The 15,822-nt window shown below is 73.1% G+C and carries 4 protein-coding genes and 2 pseudogenes; all 6 read left to right on the top strand.

Annotated elements, in window-relative coordinates; translation table 11 throughout:
- Nucleotides 1–1,102: pseudogene (locus VFZ20_RS23880) on the top strand (hypothetical protein); the annotation flags it as partial.
- Nucleotides 1,103–1,186: 84 nt separating this feature from the next.
- The gene (locus tag VFZ20_RS23875) at nt 1,187–4,816 is read left to right on the top strand and encodes a hypothetical protein (RefSeq protein WP_329686464.1); all 3,630 of its coding nucleotides are present in this window, start codon (nt 1,187–1,189) and stop codon (nt 4,814–4,816) included.
- Complete coding sequence (locus VFZ20_RS23870) at nt 4,816–6,219, top strand: hypothetical protein (RefSeq protein WP_329686463.1); 1,404 nt, start codon at nt 4,816–4,818, stop codon at nt 6,217–6,219. Before VFZ20_RS23875 ends, VFZ20_RS23870 begins: the two co-directional genes overlap by 1 nt.
- Before the next feature lie 9 nt (nt 6,220–6,228).
- Nucleotides 6,229–7,653 carry a hypothetical protein gene (locus tag VFZ20_RS23865; RefSeq protein WP_329686462.1) on the top strand — a complete coding sequence of 475 codons (1,425 nt, stop codon included), beginning with the start codon at nt 6,229–6,231 and terminating at the stop codon, nt 7,651–7,653.
- A 9-nt stretch (nt 7,654–7,662) separates the two neighbouring features.
- Nucleotides 7,663–9,057, top strand: coding sequence for a hypothetical protein (locus VFZ20_RS23860; RefSeq protein ID WP_329686461.1), 1,395 nt, complete (start codon nt 7,663–7,665; stop codon nt 9,055–9,057).
- Nucleotides 9,058–9,113: 56 nt separating this feature from the next.
- Nucleotides 9,114–15,822: pseudogene (locus VFZ20_RS23855) on the top strand (hypothetical protein); the annotation flags it as partial.

Raw genomic sequence — 15,822 nt, 5'->3', positions numbered from 1 at the left:
GGTCTCCAACGCCGACTTCCAGATCGCGTTCGTCCCCGATCCCACCGCCGGCGGGAACCCCCAGCCGCCGTACCAGGCCAGCGTGGACGCCCAGGTCACCATCCTGGGGAACAACGCGTGGAACTGCGCGCCCGCCGCGCGCCAGGCGCTGATGCAGAACTGGATCGGCTTCTGGCAGCAGGTGGAATCGAAGCTTGAGCAGACGGGGGTCCTGATCCCCGGCGCCACCACGCTGCTGGCGCAGCAGACGGCGGAGATCATGCCCGCGCCCCTGCAGGAGTCGCTCTTCTACCGCTTCAGCCTTCTTCCCGGCTTTGCAAGCGGCACGCTGCCGTACGTGGACGTGCAGCCGGGGATGCAGCTGCGGGTGGAGTTCGAGAGCAGCCAGTTCACCGGCCCCGGCGGGCCCACCAACGGCTACCTGGGCGCCTCGCAGTACCGCTGGGCGGTGCAGTCGGCGCCCGCGTCCGGCGGCGGGCGGGTGACGGTGTTCGACTCGTTCCTGGGGACGGTGTCCGCGCCCACCGTGGCCGTGTCCGCCTCGCCCGTGGCCGCGGGCGGGCTCCCGGACCTGCAGGCCGCGGGCACGGGCCGCAAGTACGTGCGCCTGTGCCTGCCCCAGGCGATGCCGGCGGGGACGGACCCCGGCAGCCTGGGGCTCACGGGGAACGCGGCGCTGCTGGGCGCCAGCACGCTCACGGACCTGGAGGCCGCCACCACGGCGTACCTGGGCGGCACCTGCGCCGCGGGCGCCGCCACGCCGGGGGTGACGTGCACCGTGTTCCGCGGCCGCGCGGCGGTGGTGCCGGAGATCGCGGTGTGGCTGCAGCTGGGGGCCAACGCGCCGCTGCAGCTGCAGTACGTGCCCGTGGGGACGACGGTGGCCAACCTGGTGGAGCGGGTGACCACGTGGCGCATGCTGGGCTACGCGCAGGGCACCACGCCCGTCACGCTCTCCCGCCCCGTGACGACGGCGACGGGGCAGCAGTTCGTGGCCGTGCAGTTTTCCCCCGTCACGCTGGCGGGCACGGTGATGGACCCGCGCGCGCTGGACCTGCCGCTGGTCAAGGGCGACCGCCTGCTCATCCAGCTGGCGCAGTAGCACCCGGCGCGGCCGGCTCCCCCCTTCGCCCGCCCGGCCGCCCCGCGCGCCGGCGGGCCGACCCACGGCGCGCAGGAGGCGCGGATGCAGTTCCAGCAGACCGCAGTTCCCCAGCTGTACGCGCCGCAGGGCGCCGGCGCCTCCGGACCGGCGCTGTACCTGCTCCTTCCCGCGGACACCTCCGCGCCCCCGGCCACCCTGGGGCTCGCCCAGTCGTGGACGGCGTATCCCGGCGGCGCCTACCTCTTTCTCCCGCAGCCCGTCGCGGCGGGGGGCGAGCAGGCGTTCGCCACGGCCGCGTGGTCGTTCCTGGCGGACCCCAGCCTCAAGGCACCGCGCTTTGCCTGGCTCGCCGGCTCCGTTCCCGTCTCCGGCGCGCTGAGCGGGCCTTCGGCCGCCGTCTACCAGCCCTCGGGCGGGACGTGGGCCACGAGCCGCAGCACCACGTTCGGCTTCCGCAACCTGAGCCTGTTCCTGGCGGGCGGCGCGGCGGTCTCGGTGGATGACGGGGCGGGTGTGTTCACCTTTGGCGCGGCGGGGAGCCCGCCCGCCACGCTCATCGCGGGATGGGGGGGCACGCCGCTCCCCGCCGTCGCGGGCGGCCCGCTGACGCTCCCGGCCACGGGCCCCCTCGCCGGCTGCCTCTGCTTTCCGGCCACGCTGGCGCAGACGGGCGGCGTGCCCGACGTGGATACGCTGGACGTGGGGCTGCGCTTTTTCTACGGCGAGCCCGCCGGGGGAAGCGCGCAGGCGTTCTTCCTGGATTCGCTCCGCTTTCCCCTCCTGGCCACGGAGACGTCGTCGCTGGCGCTGTACGCGGCCATGGACCCGCTGGCGCCCCTGAGCTCCGCGCGGACGTTCCTGGCCTTTTCGCCGGGAGACGCGGGGCTCCCCGGGCCGGCCGCCGCCCCCGTGCCCTCGTACTTGCGCTCCACGCTGGGGCAGGCGCTCGCGCTGCAGCCGCGGACGGGGAGCGGCGCGCCCACGGCGTTCGCGCGGCTGGCCTTCGCGGAGCGCCCCGTGGCCAGCCCGCCCGGGCCCGCGGAGCCGCTGTACCTGGTGCCGCAGGGGGACTTTGCCGTCACGGGCGGCGCGTCCGTGCTCTGCGGGCTGTCGGGCGTGGAGTTCGTGGCGCTGGGGGGGGACGGCGACCTGCTCTCGTTCTACCCGGGGCAGCCGGCGTACGCGGCGGGCTTCTATCCGGGACTGGCGCCGGGGAGCGTGAACCTCGTCCCCTCCACCCCGCCCACCACGTCGTTCGCCGCCGTCTCGGCGCCGTCGGGGACGCTGGACTACTACGCGCAGCCGGACCAGTCCGTCCTCTTCAACTACGCCGCCACGCAGCCGTCCGGGGTCACGACGCTGCCGTCGCTGGCCGCGCAGCAGGTGCTGGCCGCCACGCTGCCGTGGCCGCCCACGCCGTCGGAGGCGTTTCCGCTCCTGCCGTACGCCGGGGCGTCGGGCGCGCTGGCGGCGTACGCGCAGATGGAGTCGCAGGTGATCAGCCCCCTGCGCCGCGGCGTGCTGTCGGGGACGACCACGCAGGTGCAGCTCCGGACCCGCGCGCTGACGGTCGACCCGGCGCCGGCCAGCAAGTACAGCACGACGCCGCAGGGGCTGCTGGCCACGTACACGCCCGGCGCGCCCGTGTGGGACGAGGTCGTCCTGGGGCAGATGGCGGCCACGGGCGCGCAGCTGCTGCTGAACGGGGTGCAGGGCGACCTGCTGAGCGCGTTCCAGAGCAACAAGCTCTTCCTGGTGGTCACCAACCCCGCGTCCATGCAGGGCGTGCTGCTGCAGGACAGCAGCACGGTGCAGGTGGGCGCGGACGCGGACGAGCTGTGGAACTTTGACCTGGACCCGGCGAGCTGGGCCCGGTTCGGCACGATCTTCATCATCAAGTTCTACAACCAGGGCATCCGGGACCTCACGGGGCAGCCCGGGGCCTGGGCGTTCCCCTCCACCTTCAACGCCGATCCCGCCCAGACGGCGCAGGCGCTGGCGGGGATCATCAGCAGCGCCGACCCCAACGACGCGGACTTCGCGGCGTTCGTGAACGCGGTGACGAACCCGGCGTGGAACGGCATCCTGGCGCTGAACGTCCGCGCGCCGCTGGACGAGCTGCCCGCGCAGCTGGCCGGCCTGGCCGCGGGCATCGACCCCGCGCAGTTCTACGCGCACCACGTGGGCATCAGCGCGTCGCGGGTGAACGTGCCCGCCACGCCGGGCGACCTGTCCATCACCGACTCGTCCATCTTCGGGCTGATCAACTACCAGGCGCCGGGGCCGCTGCGCACGACGGGCGCGCCGTACCAGTTCCAGGTGGAGCGGTTGAAGGTGCTGTTCCTGAACTCGGCCGTGGCGGGGTTCGGCAGCATCATCGACCTGCAGGTGAACCAGCTGTTCGGCGAGAGCGCGGCGCTGCGGGGCACGCCCGACAACATCGTGCAGATGTACGGCGTGTACCAGAAGCACGAATCCAACGGGCACACCCAGGAGTCGTACACCTTTCAGACGCCCACGGGCGCGCCCTCCGTCTTTGACCTCACGAGCGCCGTGCTGAACACCGTCCAGCTCTCGGGCGGGCAGTTCATCACCGTGTCTCCCCAGCAGCCCAGCTACGCCCTCGCGGCCAACGGCGCCGTCCGCGCGGGGGGGACGACGACGCTGACGACGGCGCAGCCCCACGGCCTGGCCGCCGGCGACTCCGTGCGGGTGGAGTTCGTGGCGGACGACTCGTTCAACGGCGTCTTCGCGGCCGCCTCCGTCCCGTCCGCCACGACGCTGACGTACGGGCAGGCGGGCGCGCCCGACGCCACGAGCACGGGCGGAAGCGTGGCCGCCACGTTCATCCAGTCGCAGTTCGTGTTCTGGGGGCTGGCGGACTTCCGGGCGCTGGCCGGGTTCGACGTGTTCTCGTTCGGCCGGACGGCGGCGGGCGGCGCGCCGGCGGGGCTGAGCTTCGGGAACCTGGTCATCGCCATGGACTTCGACAGCGAGCAGACCCCCATCACCCCGGCGTTCACCTTTGACGCGGGGGCGCTCTCGCTGGACCCGGCGGGAAGCACGGCGCGGCCGGACTCGTTCTTCAGCCACTTTCCCCTCACCGTGAGCGCGCTCACGCAGGGCAGGGCGGGGACGACGCCGGCGGACGGCGGCTTCATGGGCGTGCAGTCGCCGCTGACCCAAAGCGCGCTGCAGTCGCCCTGGTTCTCGCTGAACTTCAACCTGGACCTGGGCTCGCCCGGGGCGCTGGCGGCGCAGTCCGGCTTCGTGGCCACGCTGGCGGCCGCGTGGAGCCCGGGGGGGACGGCGAGCAACCCCAGCGTCTACGTGGGGCTCAAGCTGCCGGGGAGCAGCGGGAGCAAGAAGGCCATCCAGGTCGAGGGGATCTTCGACATCACGTTCAAGTCGCTGGCCATCGTGGGCGACCCGGCCAGCAACACGTTCATCCTGATCCTGTACGGCATCGGCTTCAAGTTCCTGAGCTTTACCTTTCCGCCCGTGGGCCAGGTGAACTTCGTCCTCTTCGGCAACCCGGGGCAGGCGGGGGCGGGGACCACGCTGGGGTGGTACGCGGCGTACGCCAAGCCCGTGCAGCAAAAGGCCGCCGGCACGAACCCCAACGGAGGCATCCTTCCGCCGGCGAACGGCGGCGGCGGAACGGGCGGAACCGCGCCGGCGCTGCCGGCCGCGGGGGCCGTGGAGGGCTGATGCGCATCCTGGTCTGGAACATCCAGTTCTTCACCAGCGCCCGCGTCACCCCGCAGGGGGGCGGCACCCTGGCGGAGACGCTGGCGAACGCGGCGAGCGCGCAGGCCAACCTGGCGTACATCACCAGCACGGTGGCGGCGGCGGACGCGGACGTGTTCGTGATCCTGGAAACGCTCTCGTCGCAGGGGGCCATCGGCACGCTGGCGGACGGCGGCGGGCCCGACGGGGTGCTGTCGGTGCTGGCGGGGCTGCGGATCCTGTCCAACCAGTGGATGGCCGTGCCGCCCCTGCGGGTGAACCCCCGCGAGGTGCTGGCGGACCGGACCTACACGGAGTCGGTGGGCGTCTTCTGGCGCGACGACCGCGTGCGCTTTGACGGGCCCATGGCCTGGCCCGCCGCCCCGGGCACCAACGCCACGGGGCCGGCCATCGTGCCCGGGACGGCCGCCGCGGGCGCCTACCCCGCGCCGTGGGCCGCCGCGGTCCCGGGCGGCACCACGGCGGCCCCGCAGGTGCGGTTCTTCAGCGGCGGCGGCCAGGAGATCCTGTTCACGGACAACAACCACCGGCGCCTGTACCTGACCACGTTCACGGAGCGGGGCGGCGCGCAGCGGCTGGTGCGGTTGTTCTCCATGCACACCAAGCCGGGGATCACGGCGCGCACAGCCGTGGCGCGGCTCACCTCTCTGCAGGCCGGCGACTGGGTGCCGGGGGCCAACGAGGTCACGGTGTTCGCGGGCGACTTCAACCTGAACCTGCGGGCGCTCACGAACCTGGAGAGCGCGGCGATCAACATGCTGACGTGGGACGACCTGCGGCGCATCGCGATCTCGCCCACGCCGGCCGCCAACCCGCCCACGCGGTTCCGGGCGCGGGCCGCGGCGACTGCCGGGAACTACCTGACGGACCAGCTGTTCGACTGGGCCCTGGTGCGCTACGGCGCCGGGGCCGCGCCGGCGCCCGCGATCCCCATGCTGGTGGGCGAGCGGGTGGTGGGCGTGGCGCCCGGGGGCGGGCTTCCCACCCTGGCCAGCGACATGGCCACGCCGCTGGCCACCATCACGGCCCCCCGGGTGCTGGGCCCGCTGGGCGCCCTGCGCATCGGCGGAACGGCGTGGTACGTCACCCAGACGCCCCACGGGCTGGAGGCGGGCGACCCGGTGACCGTGGCGGGGGTGACGGATCCCAGCTTCAACGGCACCTTCCCCGTGGCCTCCGTCACCAGCGGAACGCAGTTCACCGTGGCGCAGCCCGGGCCCGACACGTGGCGGGGGATGGGCTCGGTGGTCTCGGCGGACGCGGAGGTGCGGCTGTTTCGCCGGATGGAGAACTTTGGCCACCTGGGCCCGCCCGCGCAGAACGTGGGCACCAGCGACCACCTCCCCATCTTCTTCATCGTGTAGGGGCGGCCGATGCGCATCCTGGTCTGGAACATCCAGTTCTTTACCGACAACCGCATCAGCGGGCAGCCGGGGGGCACGGTGCAGCAGACGGCCGCCAACGCCGAGGGCGCGCTGGCCAACCTGCTGTACATCATCTCCACCGTGGAGCAGACGGACCCCGACGTGTTCGTGGTGCTGGAGACGCTCTCGTCGCAGGGCGGCCTGGGCACGCTGGGCACCGGCGGCGGGCCCGACGGGGTGCTGGGGCTGCTGGCGGAGCTGCGCGGGCTGCACAGCACCCAGTGGTTCGCCGTGCCGCCCCTGCGGGTGAACCCCCACCAGGCCGTGGAGGGGCGCACCTACACGGAAAGCGTGGGCGTGTTCTGGCGCGACGACCGGGTGCGCTTCGACGGCCCGTGGAGCTGGCCCGCGGGGGCCACGAACGCCGTGGGTCCCTCCGTTCCCGGCGCGGGGGCGGCGGGCACCTACCCGGCCCCGTGGGACGCCGCGGTCCCGGCCGGGACCACGGCCGCGGCGCAGTACACGTTCACCGGCGCGAACGGGCAGGAGATCCTGTTCACCGGGCAGGGGCACCGCCGTCCGTACCTCACCACCTTCACGGAGCGGAACGGCGCCCAGCGGCGCGTCAACCTGTTCTCCGTGCACACCAAGCCGGGGACGACGGCGGGAACGGCCGTGGCGCGGCTGGGCCAGATCATGAACGCCGGGTTCATGCCCAACGCGGGAGAGGTGGTGGTGTTCGCCGGCGACTTCAACGTGGACGTGCGCAACCCCAACGCCGTCGAGTGGGCGCAGGTGGCGGGGCTCGCCTTTTCCCGCCTGACGCCGGTCGCCATCTCGCCCACCCCGGCGGCGAACCCGCCCTCCATCTACTACCCGCGGCGAAGCGCCACCCCCGGCCAGTACCGCAGGAACGAGCTGCTGGACTGGGCCCTGGTGTCGTACGGCGCGGGAGCGCTCCCCGCCCCCGTGCTCCCGCTCCTGGTGCTTGACCGCGTGGCGGGCACGGCGCCCGGGGGCGGCCTTCCCGCGGTGACGCGCGACATGGGGCAGACGCTCGCGACCATCCAGGCCGCCCAGCCGCTCCCCACCTACGCCATCGCGCCCGCGCCGGGGGGCGCCGTGCGCGCGGGCGCCGTGACGACGATCACCACCGCCACCGTGCACGCGCTGCAGGCGGGCGACACGGTGCGGGTGGCCGGGGTGGCGGACGGCTCGTTCAACGGCGACTTCGCGGTGACGGCGGCGCCCACGGCCCGCACGTTCACCTACGCGCAGCCGGCGACTCCCGGCGCGGCCAGTGGCGGCGGCACGGCCGACACCCCGTTCCCCGCGGAGGACCTGTTCCGGCAGCGGTGGAACTTTGGCCACATCGGCCCGCCGGCGAACGGCACGGGCACCAGCGACCACCTCCCCATCTTCTTCATCGTGTAGGGGCGGCCCATGCGCATCCTGTGCTGGAACATCGAATCGTTCACCAGCAGGCGGATCACGCCGCAGCCGGGCGCCACGCCCGCGGAGACGCATGCCAACGCCGCCAGCGCGCGGGCCAACCTGGCCTACATCACCAGCACGGTGGCGCAGGCGGACCCGGACGTGTTCACCATCGTGGAGGCCCGGAGCAACCAGGGCCCGGTGGCCACGCTGGCCGAAGGCGAAGGGCCGGCCGGGCTGCTGGCGCTGCTGGGGGAACTGCGGGCGCTCGACCCGGGCTGGTGCCTGGTGCCGCCCCTGCGGCTGAACCCGCGCGACCTCCTGGGGATCAACACCCACACGGAAACGGCGGGCGTGTTCTGGCGCGACGACCGCCTGCAGTTCACCGGCCCGTTCCTGTGGCCCGCGAAAACGCGGGCCGGCCCCCCCGTGCCCAACGGTCCGGTGGTGACGGGGCTGTACCCGGCGCCATGGCATGCGACGGTTCCCGCGGGGACGTCGCGGGCCGCCCAGTGCATCTTTTACCGGGACGGCGCGGAGTGGACCTTTCCCCATGACTGGAACCGCCGTCCGTTCCTGACCCGGTTCAGCGAGCGCGCCGGGAAGGGCCGCAGCATCCGGCTCTTTTCCGTGCACACCAAGCCCGGCACCACCGCCTCCACCGCCGTAACGCGGCTGTCGGGGATGGACCCGGCCGACTGGGTCCCGGGCGCCGACGAGGTCACCGTCTTCGCGGGCGACCTGAACCTGAACCTGGCCGACACGGACAGCGAAACCACCACGGCGCTGCAGCTTTGCCAGGACAAGGGACTGCGGCTGCTGCGCCCGTGGTCCTTTCCCGCCCTGCGGCCCACCCGCTACCTGCCGCGCTCCGTGGCCACGCCGGGGCGCTACTCCCCCGACGAGATCCTCGACTTCGCGCTGGTGCGGTGGGGAACGCCGCCGGGCATGCCGGTGCCGCGGCCCGTCATCGTGGACGCCGAGCGCGTGGCGGGAGTGACGCCCGGGGCCGGGCTTCCCGCCTTTGCCGATGACCTGGACACGCCGCTGGCGACCATCACCGCGCCCCGCGCCATGGGGCCGCTGGGCGCGCTGCGTGCCGGCGGGACGGCGTGGTACCTTACCGAGACGCCGCACGGGCTGGAGGCGGGCGACCCGGTGACCGTGGCGGGGGTGACGGACCCCGGCTTCAACGGGAGCTTCACCGTGGCCTCCATCATCAGCGGAACGCAGTTCAGCGTGGCGCAGCCGGGGCTCCCGGACGCATGGCAGGGAGGCGGTGCGGTGGTCTCGGCGAACGGGGTGAACCGCATCTTCCGCCGGATGGAGAACTTTGGCCACCTGGGCCCGCCCGCGCAGAACGTGGGCACCAGCGACCACCTCCCCATCTTCTTCATCGTGTAGGACGGACGGGCCGGCGCGCCGCGCGGGCCTCCTTCCCCTTCCTCCCCCGTGACGGGATGAACGCACAACAGCTCGCCGCCCTGCTGCGCACCCAGGCCGCCGCCGCGCCGCACCAGATCCAGCTGAACGACGCCGCGCTGGGCACCACGGGGCTCGACGCCCTGGTGGAGAACGACCTGCGCCGCACGGACGGCACCCTGCTGCTCGTCGTGGACCCGGCGGCCATCCCGCAGAACCCGCCCGCCGCGGGGTTCACGCTCGAGGCCCAGGTGCCCGCGGGCATCCAGGGCTTCCTGGCGCTGGACAACCGCGACGCCGACGTGCGGTTCGCGTTCGACTCCGGCGGCGCGCTGGGCGTCCTGCTCACCGTCCACACCATGCAGGCGCAGGGAAACCCCGTTCCCTGGGTGTTCAGCCAGAGCTTCGCGGAGCTGGCGTACATGCCGTACGACTCGCTCACGCTCACGCAGCCGGAGCTGGTGCTTTCCACCGGCGGATCGGGGCTCCCCGCGGCGGGGTTCGCGTTCAGCGGCGGCCTGACGCTGGACGGGCTGTTCGGCACCATCGCCCAGTTCACGGGCGCGTCGAGCACCTACGCCCTGGCGGGGACGCTGGACCGCGAGACGGCGGGGCTGGAGTTCGACCTCACGGCGGACCTGGGGATCCCGTCGCTCGCCGTGGGCTCGCTCTTCAGCATGAACAAGGTGGGGGTGGGCGTGGCGCTCATCCCCGTCACGGGCGACGACGGCGCGGTGCAGCAGCTGGTGCAGATGTACCTGGGCGCCACGGTGCTCCTGCAGAACAGCAACGGCAACACGCTGTCGCTGGACCTGCGCGCCGCCGTGCCCCTGAACGCGCCCGGCGCGCCGGTGCTGCTGTTCACCATCCAGCCCACGCCGGGGTTCACGGCCTCGCTGAACTCGCTGGGCGCGCTGCTGGGCGGCGCCACGTGGGACGCGTTCTTCAACGGCCCCGCGGCCGTCCTCAAGCCGTACTTCGACACCTTCGGGCTGCTGGGCTACAGCACCACGTTCTCGCTGGCCGGCGCCGGCGTCACGAGCATCGGCGTGCAGGTGGGCACGCTGCAGCCGTGGACGATGTGGGGCAGCTACACCGTCACCCTGGCGGCGAGCTGGCAGATCCTCTTCCTGGGCGGGGGAAGCGCGTACAGCACCCTGGCGCTCTCGGCGGACTTCGCCTTCAACGGGCTGGAGTTCGAGATCCAGGTCACCGTCCCCAACCTCACCATCGCGGGAACGCAGAAGGGCGCGCCGCTCACCTACTCGCTGGACCAGCTCAACAAGGACGTGTTCGAGGGGGCGCTGAACCTGCCCCCGGGGCTGCTGACCGTGTCGGTGAGCGGCTTCAGCATCACCATCGCGGTGGCGCAAAAGACGTTCGGCATCGGCGCGGTGGTCACCGCCAGCGTGGCGCCGTTCGGCACGCCCGTGCTGGCCATCAACGACATGGCCGTGGGCGTGAACGTGGACGCGTCCGGCGCCAAGAACGTGTACACGGCCACGCTCTCGGGGCAGGTGGTGCTGGGCACCATCGCCGTGCAGGCCGACGCCACGGTGAGCAACGCGCCGGGGGTGGACACCGTCTTTTCGCTGCACCTGGTGAACGAGACGGTGGGGACGATGATCAACCACCTGGCCCACATGGTGGACCCCACCTTCGACATCAGCTTCGGCGACCCCTGGAACAAGCTGCTGGACATCTCGCTGGACGCGCTGGTGCTGCAGGTGAACCTGACCAGGGGCACGGTGTCGCTGGCGTACGACGCGCCGCTCATCGACCTGGGGTTCATCAGCATCACCAAGGTGGGGCTGCTGTACACGCAGGCGCAGGCCGGCAGGCCGTCGTCGGTGCAGATCGAGCTGGAGGGGACGCTGCTGGGGCAGCCCTTCGGCGTGGGGCAGGCCAACCCGCCGCTGGGGTGGGATGCCATCAACGACTCGCCCCCCGCCGTGCCCGGCGCGGGGAGCCAGCTGTTCGACCTGCAGTACGCGGGGCTGGGGCAGCACATCGGCTTTGCCACGCAGCCGGCCACGGTGCAGGACGTGATGAAGGCGCTGCGGGCCTCCGTGCTTCCCACGCAGCCGGGGGCGCTGCCCACCTTTGGCGGCAGCGGCGGGCTGCAGTTCCAGGAGGGAAGCCACTGGCTGATCGGGGCGCAGTTCAGCGTGATGGGCACAGTGGCCATCAGCGCCGTGTTCAACGACCCCAACCTGTACGGCATCCTCATCCAGCTCTCCGGCGAGAAAGCGAAGATCTTTGCCGGGCTGAGCTTCGAGATCCTGTACCGCAAGGTGACGGACACCATCGGGGTGTACCACATCGAGCTCAAGCTGCCGGATGCCATGCGCAACCTGCAGTTCGGCTCGGTGTCGGTCACGCTCCCCGTCGTCGTCCTGGACATCTACACCAACGGCAACTTCCGCGTCGACTTCGGCTTTCCCAAGGGGCTGGACTTCAGCAACTCGTTCTCGCTCCAGGTCTTTCCGTTCGTGGGGTACGGCGGGTTCTACTTTGCCCTGCTGGACGGGGCCACGAGCACCCGCGTGCCCGTCATCACCAACGGCACGTGGAGCCCCGTCATCGAGTTCGGCGTGGCGCTCTCGCTGGGCGTGGGAAAGACGGTGAACGCGGGGGTCCTGTCGGGCGGCATCACCGTGACGGTGATCGGCATCGTGCAGGGGGTGCTGGCGTGGTTCAACCCCACGGACTCGTCGCCCAGGGAGACGTACTACTGGCTGCAGGGCACGGTGGCCATCGTGGGGCGGCTGTACGCCACCATCGACTTCGCCATCATCCAGGCCAGCGTGGACGTGACGGCGTACGCCAGCGTCACGCTGACCATCGAGGCGCACCAGCCCATCTACATCGCCATCCGGGCGGGGGTGTCGGTGCGGGTGAGCGTAAAGATCGTCTTCTTCACCATCCACCTGTCCTTCAAGGCCACGGTGGAGGCGTCGTTCACCATCGGCAGCGCGAGCGCCACGCCGTGGAAGCTGGGGTCGGGGAACGGCGCGTCGCCCAACGCGCTCACGCGCTCCGTGCGCGGCGCGCGCACGCTGCACAGCACCGTCCCCCTGCACGCGGGGCTGCTCCGCGCCCTGATGCTGGCGTCGCTCCCGGACACGGACACCCTCACGGAGTGGCCGGCCGTCTGCGTGCTGCCGCAGGGGCCGCAGGACCTGCCCCTGTGGGCCCTCCCCGCCTTTACCAGGCCGGACGCGTGGACGCTGGCCACGGCCGTCCGCGCCGGCGGGACGACGACGTTCACCACGGTGACGCCGCACGACCTGCTGCCCGGGGACGCCGTGGTGGTGGCCGGGGTGGCGGACGGCTCGTTCGACGGCGCGTTCGCCGTCGTGTCGTCCCCGTCGGACAAGACGTTCACCGTGGCGCAGGCCGGGGCGGACGGCAGCAGCACGCAGGGCACGGTGACGTCCGCGGCCGCGGCGGGGACGGCGGCGGCGGTGATCCTGCTGGCCGTGGAGAACTCCATCGACCCCGGCGCGTCCACCCTGGCCGCCCACCGGCGGCTGGCGGGCGCGGACCCGGCCGGCGCGCCCTTCAACCTGCTCATGCAGGCCATGCTGGGCTGGGGGATCCACGCGGAGACGGTGTGGGGCCTGGCCGGCCTCGTCCGCACGTCCAGCGAAGTGACGGCCACGACGGCCGCCGCGCACCGCCTGTCCCTCGGCGACACGGTGGTGATCCTGGGGACGGCGGACGCCTCGTTCGGCGGCGCCTTCCGCGTCGCCTCCATCGTCTCGGCGACGACGTTCACGTACGCGCAGGCGGCGGCGGACGGGACGACGACGGGCGGCACGGCGCGGTACGCGGCGGCCTCCGTGCCCGTGGCCACGATTGCCCGGGCGAGCGGGGTGACGACGGTGACGACGTCGCTGGCGCACGGCTTTTCCGCGGGGGACCCCGTGTGGATGGCGGGCGTGGCGGACGCGGGCTTCGACGGCGGGTTCACCGTGGCGACGGCCGCGGACGCGACCACGTTCACCTACGCGCAGGCGGGGGCGGCGGATGGAACGAGCAGCGGCGGGTTCGCCGCGGCGCCGGGCGTGACGGCCGCGCAGCTGGGCGACCTGCAGAACCAGCTGCAGGACCCGGACACGACGGCGGCCGCGTTCGACTACGGCACGCTGACGAATTTCCTGGGCGCCAACTTCACGTTCCAGGTCACGCCGTCCGCCGACGCGAGCACGCAGACGGGGGTGGCGCTCTTTCCCATGGTGCCGGCCGTCACGCTCACGGACACGGCGGGGACGAACGTGAGCTTTGCCGCGCGGACGATGGTGGACGCCACCTACCAGGCCAAGGTGCAGGCCTACTTTGCCCTGCTGCAGCAGCAGTTCGACGCGCGCGGCGGGGGCGGCGCCACGGAGTCCGGCGCGGTGGAGGACGGGTCGGTGTCCATGGCCACCGTCGTCTTCTCGCAGTACTTCAGCATGCTGATGTCGCAGGGGGTCAAGGCGGCGCTGGACGCCCTGGCGCAGTACCCGTTCACCACGGGCGGCGCCGCCATGGGCATCGCGGACGTGGCCGCCGCCCTGGGCGACCCCACGCTGGCCGGCGACCCCCTGCGCGCCGTGCTCCCCAACCAGTCGCTCGCGGTGCTGAACGCGGGCGCCGTGTTCCCGCTGGACCACGTGGTGCACGCCATCCGCGCGGGCGAAACGTTCGCGGGCATCGCCGCGGCGCTCGCGGGCGCGGGGGCGCGGAACGCGGCGGGCGCGGCGTACGGCGCGGGAGACCTGCTGGCCGCCAACGGCGACGCGCAGGGCATCCTTACCCCCGGCGCGGCGCTGCCCTTCTCCGGCCTGGCGTACACCACGCAGGCGGGCGACACGCTGAACGCCGTGAGCGTGCGCATCCTCCTGCGCGCGGCGGGCAACGACACGCTGAACGCGCTCGCGGGGCTGGGGAGCGCCACGGACGCCACGGTGGCCGCCAACCCGTCGTACACGGCCACGCAGGTGCTCGCCCCGGGCACGGCGCTCGTCATCCCCGGGACGACGTACACCACGCTCCCGGGCGACACGCTGAATTCCATCGCCGTGGCCCAGGGCGCCACGGACGTGGCGGCGTACGCGGCGGAGATCGTCCAGCTGAACCCGGAGCTCACCGTCACGGATCCCGCGACGCAGCAGGTGCCGGGGACGGTGCTGGTGCTGCCCGCCGGCGCGTACCTCACCGTCACGGGCGACACGCTCACCTGGGCGGCGGCGTACGGCGTGGCCGCGCGGCAGGGCACGTTCGACCTGGCGACGTACGTGGCGGCGCTGCTGGCGCTGAACACGGGACTGACAGTGACGGACCCCGCCGCGGCGCAGCCCGCGGGCACGGCGCTGGTGCTGCCGCCCGTGACGCGCGTGCTGGCCGTGGGCGACACCATCCGCTCCCTCGCGGTGACGATGATCACCACGGCGGAGGGGGTGGGCGCGGCGCTGCTGGCCGTCCCGGCGTCCACCCCGCTCCTGGCGCCGCGGGGGACGCTGGCGGCGCCGCTGCGCTACCCGGCCCAGGCGGCGGACACCTTCGCGGGGATCGCGGGGCTCTTCGACCTCACCATCCAGGACGTGGCCGACGCGGCGCTGGAGGCGGGCGCCGTGTTCGCCCCGTCGCAGGCCCTCACCATCACCGCCGTGCCCGCGCTGCGCACGGCCACCCTGCAGGCCGGGCTGCTGACCGAGGCGGAGTGGAACAACGCGTCGGGGATGGTCTCGCGCTTCCTGCTGAGCGGGCTGCGCATTCCCGACCCGGCGGACCCGGACTTTGCCGCGCTGAGCGTGGCGGACCTGGCCAACCCCGCCAACCTGGCCGGCATCGTCACCCGGCCGCTCTTCGCGCTCACGGGGCAGCAGTACCCGGTAACCGCCCCCGCGCCGTCCGGCTACACGGTGACGCTCACGAACACGCCGGACGTCCCCTGGCTGCGGCTGAACGGCGGCGCGTCGCTCAGCTTTACCCTCACGGCGGACCAGCAGGCGCTGCTGGACACGGTCGCCACGACGGCCGTGGACCCGCAGCTCTCGGGGACGTCGCGGCTGGCGCTGTTCCAGATGGTGCCCCCGCGCGTGGCCCTGCAGAACCACGTGACCTGGCAGGCCGCCGCCGCGCCCCTGGCGTGCGAGGGCGGCGGCGGGGTGACGGGGAGCCCCAGCGTGTGGATGTTCCCCGACGCGCTCGTGACGCAGATCACGGCGGCGGCCGCGGCGGGCTCGGACATGCTGTACGAGCTGGTGACGGCCCGCCACACGGACCCCGGGCAGGGCGTGGACGCCACGGAGGCCGGGTGCTACGGCTGGGGGACGCGGGTGGACTTCACCGTGTCCCTTCCCGTGACGGACGGCCCCGCGCCGGCGGCCGCCAACGCGGTGGTCGTGGGCGGCGCGGACGACACGGGCGCGGCGCTCCTGCAGCAGCTGTACGCGTACCTGGCCCCGCCGGGGGCGGAGGGCGCGTCCCTTTACCTGCTCTACACGCCCAACCCGGCCGCGGGAAGCAGCAGCGGACTGGCGAGCGACGTGCTCGACTCCGCGAAGACGTTCCTGCTGCGCACCAACCTGTCCACGCTCACGCACAGCGGGGGGATGACGCTGCGCGCGCTGGCGGCGGCGGACCCCACCTCCATCGACGCGGCGCTCCTTTCGTCGCCCGCGGACTTCATCGCGCTGCTGTGGGAGGCGAGCATCACCCGCTCCGGCGGGTTCTACCTGAGCTACGTGACGTCGGAGG

This window comes from Longimicrobium sp. (genome assembly GCF_036280135.1).
Classification (GTDB): domain Bacteria; phylum Gemmatimonadota; class Gemmatimonadetes; order Longimicrobiales; family Longimicrobiaceae; genus Longimicrobium.
Note: the sequence above shows the minus strand (reverse complement) of the source record. Positions and strands in the feature narration are given on the sequence as shown.

Bases quoted from the DNA above. Each gene is read 5' to 3' on its own strand.
- VFZ20_RS23875 (WP_329686464.1), top strand. From the start codon at position 1,187: ATGCAGTTCCAGCAGACCGCAGTTCCCCAGCTGTACGCGCCGCAGGGC.
- VFZ20_RS23870 (WP_329686463.1), top strand. From the start codon at position 4,816: ATGCGCATCCTGGTCTGGAACATCCAGTTCTTCACCAGCGCCCGCGTC.
- VFZ20_RS23865 (WP_329686462.1), top strand. From the start codon at position 6,229: ATGCGCATCCTGGTCTGGAACATCCAGTTCTTTACCGACAACCGCATC.
- VFZ20_RS23860 (WP_329686461.1), top strand. From the start codon at position 7,663: ATGCGCATCCTGTGCTGGAACATCGAATCGTTCACCAGCAGGCGGATC.